Source organism: Staphylococcus sp. HMSC072H03 (assembly GCF_001809305.1).
Lineage (GTDB): Bacteria > Bacillota > Bacilli > Staphylococcales > Staphylococcaceae > Staphylococcus > Staphylococcus hominis.
The window spans coordinates 115,418-135,205 of the sequence record NZ_KV796900.1 but is presented as its reverse complement, the minus strand read 5'-3'; the positions used below and the strand labels follow the sequence as shown (position 1 = coordinate 135,205).

The 19,788-nt window shown below is 31.9% G+C and carries 18 protein-coding genes; 5 read left to right on the top strand and 13 right to left on the bottom strand.

Annotated features, from left to right (window positions below; all coding sequences use genetic code 11):
- Nucleotides 1-4: 4 nt before the first annotated feature.
- The gene (gltB, locus tag HMPREF2578_RS08590; protein WP_017175201.1) at nt 5-4,513 is read right to left on the bottom strand and encodes a glutamate synthase large subunit; all 4,509 of its coding nucleotides are present in this window, start codon (nt 4,511-4,513) and stop codon (nt 5-7) included.
- Between the two features lie 150 nt (nt 4,514-4,663).
- Here gltB and gltC point away from each other — a divergent pair, with 150 nt between their 5' ends.
- The 3 genes from gltC (at nt 4,664) to HMPREF2578_RS08575 (ending at nt 7,601) form a co-directional block, all read left to right on the top strand.
- Nucleotides 4,664-5,560 (top strand): glutamate biosynthesis transcriptional regulator GltC, encoded by an 897-nt coding sequence (gene gltC, locus HMPREF2578_RS08585; RefSeq protein WP_017175200.1) that lies wholly within the window; start codon nt 4,664-4,666, stop codon nt 5,558-5,560.
- A gap of 116 nt (nt 5,561-5,676) precedes the next feature.
- Nucleotides 5,677-6,798 (top strand): YibE/F family protein, encoded by a 1,122-nt coding sequence (locus HMPREF2578_RS08580; RefSeq protein WP_017175199.1) that lies wholly within the window; start codon nt 5,677-5,679, stop codon nt 6,796-6,798.
- Nucleotides 6,795-7,601: a YibE/F family protein gene (locus HMPREF2578_RS08575; protein ID WP_017175198.1), complete on the top strand. Its 807-nt coding sequence runs from the start codon at nt 6,795-6,797 to the stop codon at nt 7,599-7,601. The genes HMPREF2578_RS08580 and HMPREF2578_RS08575 overlap by 4 nt, the downstream gene beginning before the upstream one ends.
- Nucleotides 7,602-7,667: 66 nt before the next feature.
- On the opposite strand, the gene HMPREF2578_RS08570 is transcribed toward HMPREF2578_RS08575, so the two are convergent.
- On the bottom strand, nt 7,668-8,051 hold the full coding sequence (locus HMPREF2578_RS08570) for an NUDIX hydrolase (protein WP_017175197.1): 384 nt from the start codon (nt 8,049-8,051) through the stop codon (nt 7,668-7,670).
- A gap of 150 nt (nt 8,052-8,201) precedes the next feature.
- On the opposite strand from HMPREF2578_RS08570, the gene HMPREF2578_RS08565 reads away from it, so the two are divergent.
- Nucleotides 8,202-8,471, top strand: coding sequence for a hypothetical protein (locus tag HMPREF2578_RS08565; RefSeq protein WP_029376773.1), 270 nt, complete (start codon nt 8,202-8,204; stop codon nt 8,469-8,471).
- A 229-nt stretch (nt 8,472-8,700) separates the two neighbouring features.
- On the opposite strand, the gene HMPREF2578_RS08560 is transcribed toward HMPREF2578_RS08565, so the two are convergent.
- The 6 genes from HMPREF2578_RS08560 to HMPREF2578_RS08535 all read right to left on the bottom strand — a co-directional run bounded on the left by HMPREF2578_RS08560 (nt 8,701) and on the right by HMPREF2578_RS08535 (nt 15,000).
- Complete coding sequence (locus HMPREF2578_RS08560; RefSeq protein WP_017175195.1) at nt 8,701-9,690, bottom strand: LysM peptidoglycan-binding domain-containing protein; 990 nt, start codon at nt 9,688-9,690, stop codon at nt 8,701-8,703.
- A 476-nt stretch (nt 9,691-10,166) separates the two neighbouring features.
- On the bottom strand, nt 10,167-11,009 hold the full coding sequence (gmpC, locus tag HMPREF2578_RS08555) for a dipeptide ABC transporter glycylmethionine-binding lipoprotein (RefSeq protein ID WP_002448016.1): 843 nt from the start codon (nt 11,007-11,009) through the stop codon (nt 10,167-10,169).
- 41 nt (nt 11,010-11,050) lie between these two features.
- Nucleotides 11,051-11,710: a methionine ABC transporter permease gene (locus HMPREF2578_RS08550; protein WP_017175194.1), complete on the bottom strand. Its 660-nt coding sequence runs from the start codon at nt 11,708-11,710 to the stop codon at nt 11,051-11,053.
- On the bottom strand, nt 11,711-12,733 hold the full coding sequence (locus HMPREF2578_RS08545) for a methionine ABC transporter ATP-binding protein (RefSeq protein ID WP_070508387.1): 1,023 nt from the start codon (nt 12,731-12,733) through the stop codon (nt 11,711-11,713).
- A 219-nt stretch (nt 12,734-12,952) separates the two neighbouring features.
- Nucleotides 12,953-14,101 carry a bifunctional cystathionine gamma-lyase/homocysteine desulfhydrase gene (locus HMPREF2578_RS08540; protein ID WP_017175193.1) on the bottom strand — a complete coding sequence of 383 codons (1,149 nt, stop codon included), beginning with the start codon at nt 14,099-14,101 and terminating at the stop codon, nt 12,953-12,955.
- A gap of 2 nt (nt 14,102-14,103) precedes the next feature.
- The gene (locus tag HMPREF2578_RS08535) at nt 14,104-15,000 is read right to left on the bottom strand and encodes a PLP-dependent cysteine synthase family protein (RefSeq protein WP_017175192.1); all 897 of its coding nucleotides are present in this window, start codon (nt 14,998-15,000) and stop codon (nt 14,104-14,106) included.
- 255 nt (nt 15,001-15,255) lie between these two features.
- Between HMPREF2578_RS08535 and HMPREF2578_RS08530 the strand changes: the two genes are divergently transcribed.
- Nucleotides 15,256-15,786: a pentapeptide repeat-containing protein gene (locus HMPREF2578_RS08530; RefSeq protein ID WP_017175191.1), complete on the top strand. Its 531-nt coding sequence runs from the start codon at nt 15,256-15,258 to the stop codon at nt 15,784-15,786.
- A gap of 74 nt (nt 15,787-15,860) precedes the next feature.
- Here HMPREF2578_RS08530 and HMPREF2578_RS08525 read toward each other — a convergent pair whose 3' ends face one another.
- The 5 genes from HMPREF2578_RS08525 to HMPREF2578_RS08505 form a co-directional block, all read right to left on the bottom strand.
- The gene (locus HMPREF2578_RS08525) at nt 15,861-17,189 is read right to left on the bottom strand and encodes a sodium-dependent transporter (RefSeq protein ID WP_037541620.1); all 1,329 of its coding nucleotides are present in this window, start codon (nt 17,187-17,189) and stop codon (nt 15,861-15,863) included.
- A gap of 163 nt (nt 17,190-17,352) precedes the next feature.
- Nucleotides 17,353-17,601 (bottom strand): hypothetical protein, encoded by a 249-nt coding sequence (locus HMPREF2578_RS08520; protein WP_017175189.1) that lies wholly within the window; start codon nt 17,599-17,601, stop codon nt 17,353-17,355.
- A gap of 12 nt (nt 17,602-17,613) precedes the next feature.
- Nucleotides 17,614-18,345 (bottom strand): alpha/beta hydrolase, encoded by a 732-nt coding sequence (locus HMPREF2578_RS08515; protein WP_017175188.1) that lies wholly within the window; start codon nt 18,343-18,345, stop codon nt 17,614-17,616.
- Nucleotides 18,346-18,389: 44 nt separating this feature from the next.
- On the bottom strand, nt 18,390-19,061 hold the full coding sequence (locus HMPREF2578_RS08510) for a phosphatase PAP2 family protein (protein WP_017175187.1): 672 nt from the start codon (nt 19,059-19,061) through the stop codon (nt 18,390-18,392).
- A gap of 363 nt (nt 19,062-19,424) precedes the next feature.
- The gene (locus HMPREF2578_RS08505) at nt 19,425-19,787 is read right to left on the bottom strand and encodes a Na-translocating system protein MpsC family protein (protein WP_002447992.1); all 363 of its coding nucleotides are present in this window, start codon (nt 19,785-19,787) and stop codon (nt 19,425-19,427) included.
- Nucleotide 19,788: the final 1 nt, after the last annotated feature.

The window sequence follows — 19,788 nt, the reverse complement described above, 5'->3', positions numbered from 1 at the left end:
TTCTTTAATAAATCACAGCTGGTTGCAAGTCTTTTTCAATCGATGTGCGATGATCATAAAATGCAGCTAATTTTGCTTCGTTATCTTCTGATAAATGACGATGTTGTAACTCGATTTTTTGCATCATTAATTCATAATCTTTTGGAATTACTTTTATGACATGTTCAGTGACATTCTCAAATTGATTTAAGATATCTTTAGCTTTTGTACTTTCTGTATAACGATAATGTTCTTCTAACATTGATTTAAGTAACTGCTTTTCTTCATCATGTTGCACGCGTTTAAATGCTAATGTTGGAAGTTGGTTCGCTTTTTTAAATGCTTCGATATCACTTGGGAAGATATAACATACTCCACCACTCATACCTTGGCCAAAGTTTTTGCCAACATCACCAAGTATAACAACATGTCCACCTGTCATATATTCCAAACCATGATCTCCAATTCCTTCAACAACTACATCAACACCACTATTACGAATACAGAAACGTTCTCCAGCACTACCATTAATATAGGCTTTACCACTAGAGGCTCCATAGAAGCATACATTACCTGCAATAATTTCATTTTCACGAGCATGCTTTGGTGCTTTCACAACAACTGTTCCACCAGATAACCCTTTTCCTACATAGTCATTAGCATCTCCAGTATGATGTATTAATAGTCCTTTAGGAGCAAATGCACCTAAACTTTGCCCAGCATGGCCCATCGTTTCTGCAATAATCGTTTCTTCAGGTAAACCTTTACTACCATATTGCTTCGTAATATAACTACCCGTAATTACACCAACATTTCGTTGAGTATTATTAATTGTATATTGTCCTTTGAATGTTTCACCATTTTCAATACTTTGTTTTGCCTCTTTATATAAATAATTTAAATCGAACCCAATATCTAAATGATGATTTTGAGCTATTTCTTTTGTGTTCGGTCCATCAACTGCATGAAGTAATTTCTCAATATCAAGTGATGCAGCTTTAGATTTAGGATTAATATGACGAGAACGTTGTAATAAGTCAGTACGTCCTACTAGTTCTTCGACTGTTTTCAAGCCAAGTTCCGCGAGAACTTCTCTTAATTCTTCAGCGACGAAATGCATAAAATTGACAACATGATCCGCTTTACCTCTATAAAGCGCACGTAAATCTTTATTTTGCGTTGCTATTCCTACTGGACAAGTATCATTATGACACACTCTCATCATAATACATCCGAGAACAACAAGAGGTGCAGTTGCAAAACCAAATTCTTCTGCTCCTAATGCACACGCTAATGCTACATCTCTACCTGTTAATAACTTACCGTCTGTTTCTAAACGTACACGGCTACGTAAATCATTTAACTTTAATGTTTGATGTGTTTCTGCTAAACCAAGCTCCCATGGTAATCCGGCATGTTGAATACTTGTTTTAGGAGATGCACCCGTACCACCGTCATAACCACTGACTACAATTTTATCTGCAAATGCTTTAGCTACCCCTGAAGCGATCGTTCCTATACCTGTTTTAGATACAAGTTTAACAGCAATATCAGCATCTTTATTTGCATTTTTCAAATCGTGAATCAATTGCGCTAAATCTTCAATTGAATAAATATCATGGTGTGGTGGTGGAGAAATAAGCCCAATACCTGGTGTAGATCCACGTGTTTCAGCAATCCATGGATATACTTTAGTGCCAGGAAGTTGTCCACCTTCACCAGGTTTTGCACCCTGAGCCACTTTAATTTGTAATTCTTTAGCGTGTTGTAAATACTCACTAGTTACACCAAATCGTCCTGATGCAACTTGTTTAATCGCACTTGATAAATAACTGCCATCTTCTTGAATGACATATCGTTTAGGATTTTCTCCTCCTTCACCGCTATTGCTTTTTCCTCCTAATTTATTCATCGCTTTTGCTAAAGTTTGATGTGCTTCCTCAGAAATAGAACCATAGCTCATAGCACCTGTGTTAAAACGTTTTACAATCGATTCTACAGATTCTACTTGCTCAATAGGAATTGATGATTGAGATTTAAATTCTAGTAAATCACGTAAATGGTCGTGTCTATTTTCATGCACAGCATTAGTAAATGTTTTAAATTGCTCGTAATCATTTTCACGACAGGCATGTTGTAATAAATGAATCGTGGTTGGATTAAATACATGATGTTGTCCTTGTTGACGCCATTGGAAGTTACTACCAGAAGCTAGATATTCTTCTTCATTACTTTGACGTTTTCTATTTTCTTCATCAATTTGTTCAATACTTAATCCTGATAATTTAGATTGTGTTCCTGTAAAGTAAGTGTCAATCACATTTTGAGATAAGCCTACTGCTTCAAATATTTGTGCGCCTTGATAACTTTGAACGGTAGAAATACCCATTTTAGCCATAACTTTAATAACGCCTTCTGATAAAACATTTGTATATGTTTCAACATTTTCAGAAATCGAACCTTCAAGATGATGACTATCAGTTAAATGAGCAATCGTTTGTTGTGCTAAGTAGGGAATGACTGCATTAGCACCATATCCAAGTAAACAAGCAACATGATGCACTTCACGTGTTTCACCTGATAAAGCAACAATACTTGTACTCATACGTAAATCTTCTTTAATAAGTAATTGATGAATATGACTTACAGCTAATAACATCGGCATAGCATAATGCAACGATTGAGTTGTATTGATAAGTGCGCTATCATCTAACACTAAAATTGTGTAACCTTCTTTTGTAGCTTGAATCGCTTCTTCTCCTATATGATTTAAAGCTTCTTCGAGTGAAATATCTTGATACAGGGTCGATAAATGTTTCACGTTAAACTTACTTTGTTCAATTTTATCTAATTGATTTAATGTAAGAACTGGTTTAGTAAGCTGTATACGATTTAAGACATTCGGTTCTGGATGAAGTAAATTTCCTTCACTACCTAGATAAGATAACTCACTTGTTACAATCTTTTCACGATAAGCATCGATAGGTGGATTCGTTACTTGAGCAAACAGTTGTTTAAAATAGTTAAATAATGATTCTGGTCGTTCATTTAGTACTGCGAGCGGCGCATCATACCCCATGGCACCAATAGGATCTTTTTTTCCTATCAAAAGATCTGTCATATATTTATGAATATCTTCCTTAGTGTAGCCAAACTGCTTTTGTACTTTAAACAGTGTTGCTTCATCTAATAATTGACGTTGATATTGAACTTCGTCTAATTCTAAATCAATCTTGTATTGATCAATCCAATCTTTATAAGGATATTTATGTGCAATATGAGTTTTAAGTTCGTTATTTTCGATGACTTTATTAGAGTTAAAATCAACGAGCAATAATTTCCCAGGATTCAATTGTCCTTTAAAAGCAACGTTTTCTTCTGGAACATCAATCACACCCACTTCAGATGAGAAAACAATAAAATTATCTTTAGTGATTGTATAGCGTCCTGGTCGTAATCCATTTCGATCCGTTAATGCGCCAATTTTATCGCCATTACAGAATGAAATCATTGTTGGGCCATCCCAAGGTTCCATTAAATAGCTATAAAATTCATAAAATGCACGTACATGTTCATCATTGGATTTATTATATAACCATGGCTCTGGTATAAGTAACATCGCCGCTTCTTCAGGCTCCATTGCTAAACTTAAAAACTCCAACGCGTTATCTACAATAGCTGAGTCGCTTCCGTCTTCATCAACAATATTTTGAATTTTTTCACTTTCATTACCAAATAAAGTATTAATAAGTTGACGTTGACGAGCACGCATCCAGTTAACATTACCTTTAATCGTATTAATTTCTCCGTTATGCATAAGAAGTCGGTTAGGATGTGCACGTTTCCAACTAGGGAATGTATTCGTACTAAATCTAGAATGAACAAGTCCTAATTTTGATTGATAATCCTCATTGTTTAAGTCTAGGTATAACGTCTTGATTTGATCTGAACGTAACCAACCTTTATAGACAATCGTTTTATGAGATAAACTTGTAAAATATAAATCTAAATGTTCGCGTTCTGCATATTGTTCAATTTGTTTACGTGCTAAATAAAGCTGTTTAACAGGCGTTTCATGTTGGTTTAAATCTACAAACACTTGTTGTACATAAGGCATTGTAGAAGCAACATGTTCTGCTAATGCTTGTGTATCTACAGGTACATCTCTATAACCAATTACTTTCAATCCTTCATCGTTAAAGTATTGGTTAAATACAGTTTCATGCTGTGTACCTGAAACTTTTTGATTAGAGAAAAAAAGACCTACCGCATATTCACCTTCATTAGGTAAGTCGAAATGAGTATGTTTTTTAAAAAATTCGAAGGGAATTTCTGTCATAATTCCTGCGCCATCACCAGTAATACCATCAGCTCCAATACCGCCTCGATGGTCTAATCTACGCAACATTTCTAATGACTTTTCAATAATATCGTGAGATCTTAAATTATCCATATTGGCATAAAAACCGATTCCACATGCATCATGTTCCTCACGGTAATCATATAATCCTCTTTTTAGTCTATCTTTAAACACGATGCCCACTCCTTTTGAGAATTTTCAGAAAATTTACTGTTAATAACAATTAATATAATGTAAAATATTTATCTGAACAATATATTAAATAGATGATATCATTCTAATAATTAGAATATTTACGATATACTTAGATTAAGGAGGTAAAATATGGAAATTAAACAATTACGATACTTTGTTGAAGTGGCTCGCCGTGAACATATTTCTGAGGCTGCATTGGAACTTAATATTGCTCAATCTGCAATTAGTCGCCAAATCAATTTACTTGAAAAAGAATTACAAGTCCCATTATTTGATAGACAAGGTCGCAATATATATCTTACTTCGCACGGTAAAGCGTTACTAACACAAGCAACTCACATACTAGAACAACTTGATGAAACAGTTGCACTTTTTCAACAAGAACAACTTAAAAACGCTCATCATATCAATTTAGGTTTTGAAGAAAGTTATGCTTCTCATATGATTACACCTATTATTCAAACGTTTGAAAGAGAATATGATAGTCACATTATACCTAGTTTAATGAATCATACTCAGATAGTAGACTATTTAAATTCAGGAAAAATTGATATAGCTATTGTTGAGAATACACCTGAACTACAAGCAAACTCAACTCTTTCAATTACGTCTTTATATGAAGAAACATATCATTTATACGTACCTAAAGACGATGCTATTGCCTTATCATTTAATCCGCCCTTAACACAACTTAAACAATTTGAAAAAAATCCTTTATATACACTTCACGATTTTCCTGATTCTATTAAAAAACGATTAGAATCTGTAATTAAAGTACCTATATATACACTAGGTACAAAGTCTCTTGGTCAGTATCTATTAAAACAACGTCGTGGCCATCTACTCTTACCTGATTATATATCGTTGGATCATTCATCTGAACAATTAGAGGATATCTCTTTATCACATACAGAATTAAAACGTTCATTTTGTGTGGTATTTAAAAAAGACAATAAAAAAGTAGATATCTTTAATCTATTTCATCTCATTCAAACATTGCTAAATAAAGTTTCAACATATCACTAGGTCTTGTAACGAACACTAACACATAACATGTGATTGAATATCATTTTGAACACGCATATATTTACTTTATTGCAATAAAGGGGTAAATTATATAATTAAAAAGAGGTTTAGGTTTAATGAATATAAAGACACTTCATGTTTCTAAAATTAAAAACACTCATCGTCTAATTATTATTGTTACTTTCATAATGATTGGATTATTTATTTTTACATTTTTTAATGCTTCATTTTATCAAATACCTATTGGTAAAATCACAAATATCGAAACAAGTCATGGTCAAAAAGTCACAGACGAGCATCATAATACTGACACAAAATATAATCAACGATTAACTATACGCATTCTAAACGGTAAGTATAAAAACGAGATCACAACTGTTAATAATCATTTTGTAAAATCTCAAGCAGATTCAGAGCAATTTGCTAAAAACGAAAAAGTATTATTACATATACAAAAAGGTCCATCTGACGCTACCATTCTAGAAAAAAAACGCGATGGCCTTACTGTGGCGATTGTAGGCATATTTATCGTGACACTTTTAATTGTAGGCAAAAATGTAGGGTTACAATCAATTCTATCTCTACTATTTAACACTGCGTTTATTATTGTTTCCATAGGCATTCATAATACTTTTTCAGGTACAAATTTATTTTTATTAATGAGTATAGCCATTATTTTATCAACTATTCTTACATTAGTATTAGTAACTGGGTGGCAAAAACGAACTTGGGTTACGATAGTTGCTACTTTATCTGGAACGTTTTTATGTGTAGGGATTACTGAATTATTAATTCAGTTTACAGGTGGTAATGGCATCAAATATGAAACAATGAGTTTTTTAACGCTACCTCCAAAAGATGTCTTTATGTCTTCTGTTCTTATAGGAACATTAGGAGCGGTGATGGATGTAGCCATTACAATTTCTAGTGGAATGTACGAAATTCTCCAGCGTACGCCTCACATTTCAATGGCTCGTTGGGTTTTAGCTGGACGTCATATTGGCCAAGATATTATGGGTACCATGACCAATATCTTATTATTTTCATATTTATCAGGTAGTCTAGCTATGGTATTAATTTACTTAAAAAATGCGAATACATTTACTTACACAATATCTATGAACTGGTCTCTAGAAATGACACGTGCACTGACTGGTGGTATCGGTATTGTATTGACCATTCCTATAACCATAGGACTTATGGTCACTATATTTAAGTGGAAAGGAGTAAGTCGATGACTACAATTTTTTTACTCGCACTATTACTTTTTATTTTAATGGTTTTGCTTGGCGGTAAAAAAGGACTCATTTCCTATCTCACTTTATTTTTAAATTTTATTATTCTTATTATTAGTATTGTTTTCATTCTGTTTGGCATGCCAATCTACCTAATAGCCTTTACTTTTTGTCTTGTGACTGCTGCTTGTAACCTTTTTATTTTAAATAGTTACAATATCAAAACACAAGCCGCATTTATCGGAACGATAGTAACAACAGTGCTTCTTATCATAGGCGTCTATTTATCTGTAAAATTTGGTCATCTACAAGGTTTTGCTACAGAACAACAAGATGAAACCTATATATTTTCAATGAATATTGATATAAATATGCTACAATTCTCTGTTTTTACTATTATGTTGGCTGTCATCGCTGCTGTAATAGATTTAACGATTACAATAAGTTCACCAATGTATGAGTTGAATGAAACCAATCCTAATCTTTCTCGTAAAGAATTATTTCAATCTGGTATGCGTGTGGGCAGAGAAATTCTTGCTACTTCCGCTAATACAATTTATTTAGCTTATTTTGGTGGACAATTAACATTATTCTTTTGGTTTTTTCAACTTCATTATTCATTTGGGCATATTTTAAATTCTAAAATTTTTGCTCAAGAGTTTATCTCAATCTTATTAGGTGGCATTGCAGTCGCGTTAAGTATTCCTATCACGGCTTGGGTTAGTGCTCGGTTGATTAAATATCATCAACTTAAACAAACAGATCACCACATTACTACTTCATCCTTAAACGAAGATATAAAATAGTAAAGACCAAACAGTGGCATTTAATGATTGAAAGCATCAAATGTCACTGTTTTATTTATTCAATACTTATGTTGAAAATGTTTCAATCCACTTAATTACAGCTGGTGCGATATATTGTGTATCAAATTTATTGAACCAACGAATATCAGTAACTTCATTATCAATTTGAACTTCATTCCAATTAATACTTCGATTAACCTTAAATCCATTTAATTCGGTCAAAGTATTTGGTTGAGGATAGGCTTCACCAATCACTTTTCCAATATATGTAAAATCATCTTGAGAAAAATGAAGTTGTAGTTCTTCTTCAATTTCTCTTTGAATAGCTTCTAAGAGCGTTTCACCTTCATCAATTTTCCCACCAGGAAAATAATATTTTTCTCTGTGACGCACTTGTACCAGTAAAATTTGGTCCTCTGTTTCTTCCACTAAACATACACATTTAATCATTCTATTCATCCTTATTAAAATATTCTCACTTCAAAAAAATAATTTAATTTAGTATGATATTAACATACATTAAAACAAACATTGGGACAAATTCTTAATGAGTGGTATAACATTCAGATTTGTTTTTTATTTTTATGGAGGTCTTGTATGATGGCAAAACAATCAAAACTTTCACGCTTATCTAGTTTAGTAAGTACAGCAGGATTTATTGTGGATGGATATAATGGACTTAAATATAGTGCAAAAAATAAAAATTTAGTTTATCTATCACTAGCACTTAGCACAGCGGGTACTGTGTTCGATTTTATAGTTTCTATGAGATCACCACGTAAATTCACATCATTTATCTCATTTATTGTTAATGTGACACGCTTAGCTTCAAGCTTTAGAAAAGTGAAAGAAGATTATCATTTCGAATAAAAAAACGAGCCTAAGACATAATGAATTGTCTTAGGCATTTTTAATATATTGGCAGTCGATGACTGAAGTAAAAATACGCTTGTATCAAGCTTTTTTCAATTCTAGTCCCGGATTCCCAACATAAAGACTTTCAATAAGAAAGTCTATGTCCAACGCAAATTAGGGATACGTTGCCAAGGTAGGACGACGGATTCAAAATGAATTCTGTCCCATTTCCTTCATTTTTTTACTAATGAATAAATTTATATTGTCTAACTTGATAGGCTGGAATTGTACGATATGTTAAAATTCCTGGACCTGCACTAAAGTTCATTTCAGATACTAAAATACTTCCATTACTATTGACGCGTTCTACAAATGCAACATGACCATAGTAGCCAGCATCTGATTGAGCAATTGATCCTACAGTAGGATGATAATCAATTCTATAGCCATCTCTTTCAGCTGCATTATCCCAGTTATTTGCATTCCACCAATATGTACTAATACCTTTACCGATTTGAGCACGACGATTAAAGACATGCCATGTACATTGACCCCAATCATATAAATTTCTATGATTAAAAATCGGTGTATGATAATAATAATTTGATGATGAACTTGTACTATTTGTATTACTACTTGATGATGCTGTGCCGCTTACGCGTAATGTTTGACCTGGGTAAATAAAGAAATTATTTAACCCATTTAAACGCATAATATTTTGATATGTCGTATTATATTTCCAAGCGATGCCCGATAATGAATCACCGTAACGCACAGTATAGTAGCTTGAAGAACTAGATGAATTTGAGCTACTTTGTGTGTGGCTACTCGAACGTGCTGTCCCTGAAACTTTTAATGTTTGACCTGGAAAAATTAAAAAGCTATGAAGTCCATTTAATTCCATAATATGGCGGTACGTTGTACCATAGCGACTAGCAATTGATGATAAACTATCTCCACTTTTTACTGTATATGTACTGCTTGAGTTATTACTATAAGAATGGGATGAACTAGAGCCTGAAACAGTTAATACTTGATTTGGAAAAATAAGATTTGATGTCAAACCATTTAATGATTTTAATTTAGCTATTGTTATACCATAGCGATTTGAAATAGACCATAATGATTCTCCACTTTTTACGGTGTGAGTTGTTGCTGCTTCTGCTTGATGTGCAAATATTGTACTAAATGCCCCAGTTCCAATAATTGCTGTTGCAAGAACTTTTTTATTCATAAATAAGCGCCTCCTTAATTTTATGCTTATCTTTGACATGTCCTCATGACAATTGTTGTATTAACGCTTAGTTTTATTACGTTAATTCTAGTGCTTTAACTTTAATTTTTTCTACTCAAGTAGTCTACTTATATAAATTAATATATTTCATCATAATATTCCATTTCAATTTGATTACATAATGATGAAATTTTAGTACGATACTTATAAATTTAAAACTTTATAAAAATCAATTTCTTTAGTCTAATTATTGCATAACGCAAATAAGGATTTTTTTAATGTGATTATATTTAATCAAAAATTTATGATACTATTGAAAATGATATAAAAAAAGAGCGAGACAGAATTCATGTTTGAATTAGCTGTCCCACTCCAAGAGTCGAAAAAAGCTTGATATATGTGTATTTTTAATTCATTAACCTACGATACATGCTAAACGACTAAACAACGATTGATATTCTACAATTTTTAACTTACTATTTTAAGCTATCTTCAATGTCTTTAATTTCTTTTTGAGATAAATCGACTGCTTTTTCGCCATCTTTAGTGTCTTTTTTCAATGCTTCTTGTGCTTCTTTACTATGATATAGATCTACAATTTTTTTGTATGTTTTATTATCTTTATCTTTTGAGTTAACGGCAATTAAATTAATGTATGGTTTAACTGCATCTGAAGTAGAACTTTCTAAATAAATTGGATCTTTCTTAGCATCTAAGCCTGCTTTCGTTGCTACACCATTGTTGATAACTGAAATATCAACATCATCTAATGCACGTGCAGTTTGTTGAGCATCTACTTCTTTAATTTTTAAATGTTTAGGGTTATCTTTAATATCTTTTGTTGTACCACTTAAACCAAAGTTATCTTTTAATTTAATAAGTCCTGCTGATTCTAATAATTTTAAAGCACGCGCTTGGTTAGAAACATCATTTGGAATCATCACTTGCGCGCCATCTTTAACATCTTTAATATCTTTTACTTTTTTAGAATAGATGCCTAAAGGTGCTAATACGGTTGTACTAATTGCTTCAATTTTTGCATCTTTATGTGCTTTTTTATATTCATTTAAGAAAGCAAAGTGTTGGAATGCATTCATATCGATATCTCCATCACTTAATGCTTTATTAGGTACGTTATAATCTGAAAAGTGCTTAATTTCTAAATCAATATCATCTTTTTTTGCTAATTCTTTTACTTTTTCCCAAGCAGCAGTATCATTTGATGCTACGCCAACTGTTACTTTCTTACTATTTCCTCCGCCTGAACATGCCGCAAGGACAATAATAGATGCTAATAATAAACCGATTATTCTCTTCATTAAAAACTGCCTCCCAATATTAAAATAATTTATTTAAATAACTAATTTCTGCGAATTATTCTAGAAATAAAGTTACCTAATGACTGAATAATTTGTACGATAATAACTAGAACGACAACTGTAATAATAATGACCAATGTATCAAAGCGTTGGTAACCATAAACAAGCGCTAAATCTCCAATACCACCGCCACCTACAGCACCGGCCATAGCTGTACTACCAATTAAACCAATAATCGCTGTAGTAATAGCTAGTACAAGTGAACCTAATGCTTCAGGCAATAAAAAATGACGAATAATTTGAAGTGGTGATGCTCCCATAGCTTTTGCTGCTTCAATAATGCCATCATCTACTTCTAAAAGTGAATTTTCTACTAAACGCGCAATATATGGTGCTACATATACTGTAAGTGGAACAATTGCAGCTGTCGTACCGATTGACGTACCTGCAACTAATTTAGTAAAAGGTACAATTGCGATTAATAAAATGATGAATGGAATAGATCTTAAAATATTAATAATTGGATTAAGAATTTGGTGAATAACGACATTAGGCCAGATTCCATGTTTTCGAGTGACTACAAGTAAAATACCTAATGGGATACCAATCAATGCACCAATAATTAATGATACTGTTACCATATAAAGTGTTTCATACAATGCTTGCATTAATTGAGATGACTCTATGCTTGAACCAAACATTTAACGCACCTCCTCATAATGAATATGTCGCTCATTAAAATATGATTCTACCGTGTCACGACTAAATTGTGCATCGTGTTCAAAGCGTAACCATAAATAACAAATCGTTTCATCTTGAATATCTGACATAGACGAGAATAGAATATTTACATTAAAACCATATTGGTTTATTAACTCGTTCATTAATGGATAATCAATTTGCTTTTTATCTAAGAAAAGTCTGTAATCTGTATAATGATTATCTGCTCTTTCAAATGAGGCACGTAATGCTTTAGAAGGCTCTGTACTAATAACTGTTGATACAAAATTTTGTGCTGTTTTCGTTTTCGGATGACTAAACACATCTTTTACTGTACCAATTTCTACAACTTCCCCGTGTTCCATTACAGCTACACGATTACAGATTTTTTGAATCACGCTCATTTCGTGAGTAATCATCATAATCGTAACCCCAAATGTTTCATTCACATTTTTAAGTAATTGAAGAATAAAACTTGTTGTCGCAGGGTCTAATGCACTTGTCGCTTCATCGCACAATAATATTTTAGGATTTGTTACAAGTGCTCTTGCAATTGCAACACGTTGTTTTTGTCCTCCGGAAAGCTCATCTGGAAATTGATTTTTCTTATCTGCAAGTCCCACAAACTCTAGCATTTCTTCAACTTTCTCTTTAATCTCAGAATTACTTTTGTGACTCAGTATCAATGGCATTGCTACATTTTTAAAAACGGTTTTAGAATTTAAAAGATTAAAATGTTGGAAAATCATTCCTATATCTTTTTTTACGTTGCGAAGTTCTTTTTCACTATATGTATTAATATCATGTCCATCTACAATAACATGGCCCTCTGTAGCTTGTTCTAATTGGTTAACTAAACGTACTAGTGTACTTTTACCAGCACCACTATAACCAATCACACCAAACACATCACGCGCATCAATTTTAAAAGAAACATCTTTTAAAGCGTGGATGGTTTCTCGTTTCTTTCGAAATACTTTATTTACACCCTGAAATTCAATCACTATGTTCACCCTTATCTAATTCTGATTAAATTCGTATGATATGAAGTATAGGCAAAAGTTAAGGATGCGTCAATATAGTTTTTTAAAAAATTGAAAATTTCAGATATTTTTAGTATTGAATTACTCTTTTAGTTCCAAATATCATAATAAAAATACAAGAGTACAATAAATATCGTTTCAATTTCTATTGCACTCTTGCATTAATACTTTCACTATATTCTATTTATTTAGCGTATCTATGGCTTGTTTTAAATCTTGTACTAAATCTTCAGTGTCTTCAATACCGATTGATAATCGAACTAAACCATCTGTAATTCCTTCTTTAGCACGCACATCTGCTGGAATAGATGCATGTGTCATCAAAGCAGGTACAGAAATTAAGCTTTCCACCGCACCTAAGCTTTCAGCAAGGGTGAAATAGTGTGTTTCACGAATTAATTGTTTAGCTGCTTCTGTATCTTTGACTTCAAATGCAACAACGCCAGTATGACCACTTGCTTGAGCGATATGAATATCATGATTAAGATGACTTTCAATACTAGGATGGAACACTTGTTGTACTGATGGATGTTCTTGTAACATTTTCACAATACCTTCTACGTTACGATTGATTTGTTCCATACGTAACCCCAGTGTTTTAATTCCTCGAATTAATAAATAACTATCTTGTGGTCCTAATACACCACCTGTAGAGTTAGAAATAAATGCTAAGCGTTCACCTAATTCATCATTAGATGTAGCGACTAAACCTGCAACAACATCACTGTGTCCACCAATATATTTTGTTGCTGAATGTAATACAATATCGATTCCAAAATCTAACGGATTTTGATAGTACGGTGTCATAAATGTGTTATCGACTACAGAAATGAGTTGATTTTCTTTCGCAATTTCTGCTGCACGTCGAATATCTGTCACACGTAATAAAGGATTAGACGGCGTTTCGATATATAACATTTTTGTTTCTGGTTTAATATAATCTTTTACGTTTTCAATATTTGTAGTATCAACGAAATCAACATCAATACCAAATCGTGTAAAGACTTTTGTTAAAGCACGATAAGTTCCACCATACACATCAGAATTTAAAATTAAATGATCACCTTTATCTAATAACATTATAACAGCGCTAATCGCAGCCATACCTGAACCAAATGCAAATCCATGTTTACCATTTTCTAAATTCGCAATGACGCTTTCAATAGAAGCACGTGTTGGGTTTGCAGTACGTGAATATTCATAACCCTGTCTTAAATCACCAATATCATCTTGCAAATAAGTACTTGTTTGATAAATTGGTGTCGTTACTGCTCCAGTAAAATCATCCGTCGTATGTCCACCATGAATCATTTGTGTTTTTTTCTTCATTATTATTCTCCTTTGTATTCAAATATTTTTTTTGACATATAACGATCACTGCCATCTGGAAAAATTGTTACAATAATACCTTTATCAATACGACGTTTAATATCTAAAGCACCTTGTAATGCTGCACCAGATGAGCTACCAACAAGTAGTCCTTCTTGTTTAGCTAATCGTTTTACATTTTCAAATCCTTGATTATCACTAACTGTAATAATATCATCAACGATAGATTTTTCTAAAAATACCGGCCATTTTTCAGAGCCAATACCTTCAATATCATGAGCATGTGCTTTGCCACCATTCAAGACTGAGCCTTCAGGTTCAACAATAATATTTTTAACATTAAATTGTTGTAAATGTTTAGCTACACCGGTAAACGTTCCTCCAGATCCAGCACCAGCTACAAAATAATCAATGTGTGGTAATGCCTCTGTAATTTCTTTTCCAAGTGTATGCGTATAGGCTTCTGGATTATGTTCAGTTTCAAACTGGTTCATATATACTGCATCGTATTTGTCAGCATAATGACGCGCTTCTTTTTGTGCACCAATCATTCCCTTATTTTTAGGTGTTCGTTTGATTTCAGCACCCAATACTCGCATAATTGAAATTTTTTCTTCTGAAAATCCTTCTGGGGCAAAAATCACACACTTTAAATGATAACGATTAGCGGCCATTGCTAATCCAATTCCTGTATTACCAGCTGTAGCTTCAACGATGGTATCTCCTTTTACAATACGTTTTTCTTTTAGCGCAGTTTCTACAAGATATTTCCCTAGTCGATCTTTAATACTTCCACCAGGATTAAATTGTTCTAACTTCGCATAAATTTGTACATGTTCATCGCTAAAACTTTCTAATAATACTAGTGGCGTTTGTCCTATTAAATCATAAGTAATCATATCTTTCGTTCAATACACTCATGTAATGTCTGAACATACCTACTTTCTATAATCATATTCATTTCCAATATTTAATTTTAATTCTTACTCAACCGCTACGAATTATACGCTAACTTATATCTTATTGCAAAAAGCTAGATTCTTTATGTAAAATGTAATTAGTTATTGCGTTTAAGTACTCATATTATGATAAAAGTGAACTACTGGAAATGAATTAAATTTTACGATGAATCAACGTACAAAGGAGAATCGATGATGACATCTAAAGCAGACTTATCTTTATCCGTCTTTACTAAGGATGATTATAAAAATTTAAATTATAAAAATAGTACATTTAGAAACTCAATGTACGACGAAATTGAAGTAAATAAAAGTCACTTTAAACATTGTGATTTTAGCGAAGGTATTTTTAGGAATGTAAGCACTATTTCAAATTCAAAAATGATCAATTGTAATTTTGATAAAAGTATCTTTGAAAATGTAAATTTTTTCAAGACGCTGATTAGTAAATCAAATTTAACTGTTACCTCATTTGATGAAAATCATTTTAATACATTAACGATTGAACATTCTATTTTTAAAAATAGCAATATACGTAATGTAAAATTTGATAACGTCACGTTTAAAAAAGTGATTTTTGAAAATGTCACTATGGATTTGTGTCATTTTGAAAATGTAAAAATAAAAGATTGTATATTTAAACATGTCACTATTAATAATTCTTCAATTCCTGAAAAAATATTAAAAGAATTACATAAACAAGATGTTACGTTTGAAAATATGTAATTCAAATTATCTTTATGCTAAACAGAGTCTAGAACAACGATTTGTATTCTAGACTCTGTTTATTTTTGTTAATGTTAAAATAATTGAACAATAAAAACTAATATAATAATAATGGGCATCATATATTTAATTAAAATATACCATGGAACAAAAAGTTTAAATTTATCTTTCCCAAAGCTCTCTTTTAATGCTTGTTTATCTAATAATTGACCTACAACTAATGTCGTTCCTAATGCTCCTAATGGCATCAAGATATTCGATACGATAAAATCCATATTATCAAAAATTGTACCCGCTCCAAACTTAATTCCACTTAAACTGCTAAATGATAGTGTTGCTGGGATACTAATAATAAATACTAATATACTTGCAATAACTGATATAGCTTTTCGTTTAGTATTATCATTTTTAGTGAAATTTGAGACATTTAATTCCAATAAAGAAATAGAAGACGTTAATGCCGCAAATAAAAATAGAATTAAGAAAATTAAATAAAATACAATACCAAAGCCCATTTGATTAAATACTAACGGTAACACTTTAAATAAGAGTCCTGGTCCTTCTTGAGGTGCATAACCAAATGTTTTTAAAGCTGGGAATATTGCAAGTCCTGCTAATACAGAAACTAAAATATTCATAATAACAATTGAAATGGCGGAAGATTTAATCGTCATTTCCTTAGGCGCATAACTCGCATATGTAATCATACCTGTCGTGCCTAAGGATAGTGTAAAGAACGATTGACCTAATGCAAATAAGACACCCTTAACTGAAATATCTTCTATTCTCGGTTGTAATATATAGCGAACGCCCTCTAATGCTCCGTCTAATGTCAATGATTTAGCAACAACAATAATTAGAAAAACAAATAATAAGGGCATCATCATTTTAGAAGCTTTCTCTAAACCTTTTTCTACACCTAGCATAACGATAATCATTGTTAAAAGAATAAAAATACCCTGTCCCAACACAGTTAACCACGGGTTACTAATTATTTTTTCAAATTTAATTTGAGTTAATGACGTATGTTCAACAGATAATAATTGTAAAAACACATTCCCAATATATATAACAATCCAGCCACCGATAACACTATAAAAGCCGAATAAAATAAAAACAGCTAAATTTCCATTCCACCCAATAATATTTAACCATTTTTTTCCTGTTAATTTACTATAAATTCGAGTCGTATAAGTGCGCCCCATTATTCCTACCGTAAATTCCATAATCAGTAACGGTAATCCTACAAAAATAGTAAAGATTAAAAATAAAAATAAAAAAGCGCCACCACCATAAATGCCAGCCATATATGGAAACTTCCACATTGCGCCTAATCCTATAGCAGAACCAGCACTTGCTAGAATAAATCCGGTTGATGTTTTCCATTGTGATTGATTACTCATTTTCTATCTCCCTTTAACGCGTTAAAGCATGTGTGCGATTAAGTTCTACTCTAACATGTCTGACTAAATAGTGCAATATGCATATAAATGAGTATTAAAAAGATAAGAATAGATGTAAATGACATCTCTCAACTATTCTTATCGTTTAAACTTACTGTTACATTTATTTTTCAAAATCATATATTATGGATTGACCTTCATCTACTTCTTGAATATTCAAACTTTCGATATGATCAACATTAATGTAATGAACTTGTGAGTCATCTTTTAGAAATAAATAGGCCAATTCATCAAATTCATCAATAATACGCTGTATGCATGTGTCATAGTCTGGACCATCTTGGAACGTTTTAAATTCTTTATAAGTAGTTCCAGAAACCGTTGTATATATAAGTAAGAATGTACGTTTCATCTTATTACTCCTTTATTCAGATTTAAAAAAAGTTACAACTTGAGTGATAACGTCTTCATGTCCATCTCCATAAGTCATTAAATGACGACTTAACGGATGACATGTTAAATCTTTGTTATTACTATCAATATGATTAAAAATATAATGGGCACTATTTTGATAAAAGGCATCATCATTACCACCATACAAAATACGAGCGGGAACATGTATACGTTCTAATTCATTAGAAATTATCTCAATAAATGCTTTAAATTCTGCGATATGTGGTTGATAGTCTTGAATTGTTCCAAGTTGTTGTTGTGAAGTAGTTTCATCAAATTTCAATAATTGATTCATGCGCTGACCATAACGTTCCATACGCCACGCAATACTTTTTTCTTCTTTTTCACTTGGTGCAGACATCACTGCTATTTTAGAAACATCAAATAACTCAGCTAACTTTAATGTAAATAGTCCCCCTAGTGAGATCCCCGTTACAAAAATAGTGTCAAACCCTTTATTTTTTAAAAATTGATACCCTTCTAATACATCATTCCACCAATCCTGAATCGTAAATTGAGTAAATTGGTCTAAAGGTAAGCCATGTCCCTGATAATTTGGTGCAAAGCATGTGAAGTTTTCTTCATTAAGCGCCTTAGCTAATGGTTTTACATCACGAACAGTTCCTGTAAATGAGTGAAGTAATAATATCGCTTCTTTTCTTGAACCTTCTAAATAAATCGGATGTGGTGATTTGATTTTCATAGTATTCTCCCCTTTTAAAATACTTATGTTATGAAACTTAAGCTTTACTTCTTTCTTAATTTAATATTAAAGAGTGGTAACGTCATTGAAAATAAAGCAACCCAAATCATTCCTAACGAAAAACCACCAATGACATCAGTTAGATAGTGAGCGTGGAAATATAACCTACAACTTAATACGCCTATCCAAAATATAACGACAACTATAGCAATACTATATCGTATCGCTTTGTTTTTAATAAGTGGAATAACAACTAAGAGTATAGCTAAAGCAAATAATGTACTGGCATTTGAATGACCACTTGGAAATGAATATCCATGGTCTACTAAAAGATGGTTATACGGACGAGGACGAGCTATTATTTGTTTAATTAAAAAATTAACATAAGTTCCTGTATAAATCGTAACTAATAACCACAATGAAAGTTTATAATTTTTAAAAATTAAGATAAGTGCTAAAAATAACGTTATGTAGAGAATGGATTTTACTTCTCCAAAATTAGCACAAAACGTCATCATTTTATGCCAAATTGTACCGTCATAGTGTCTTCTAGGTTTACCAAAATAGTTGGTCAACTCATGTAATGAGTTTAAATCTAATTTTTGCATTAGTGTGGTATGATAAATGACATTCATTGCCGTTATTATAAAAATAATTAATCCAACAACAAACATAGAAATAGTTTTAGTTGGCGATACTTCTAATTTATTTTTCATATTTGTTTTTCCTTTACTACATTTGATACTAATATTTTATGAAAACTCTTTCAAATAATATATCCGTTCTTCATATTCATTAAAGTTTGAAGATGTATCACACAATTCATTCATCAATATGTTGACTACTTAACTTAACTCATTGATCGTATTGCCCTTTTATACCTCTAGCATCAGAATAGTCGGACAAATGATAATGAGTAAGAGGTTCTGATTGAATTGATTCGTTCGCATCTCTATCTCTCTTTTAATGTTAGTTAGATTTTACAATAAATGATAAAAATTCGCTTGTAAAAAAAGAGATTAGGAATTATTTTTTATATAACATTTCCTAATCTCTTCTCGTACTTATAACATTTTATTTTAAAGTGATTTTTCAAGGTTCTTATCTAATTTAAAAACAATAATACGTTCACCAGTAATTGTACTTAAATCACTATGGAAGCTTTTAACTTCAGTACCTGTGATTTTGAAAACAAGTTGCATTAAATCATCTTGTCCAGATTCCACCAGTTCTGAGCGTGTACGTTTAATGTTAAGTAATCCCTCTTGAGTTTCACATACACGATACTCCGCAGGCGTCAAAATACCTTGTAAGTTGACGATAATCATATCTCGTAGAATATCTGTCTTTACTGACAACGAACCACGTCCAAGAAAATCTTTTTCCCATTGCGTAATTGCTTTACTAATTTCTGCTTCATACATACCTTTCGATTTCGTCATT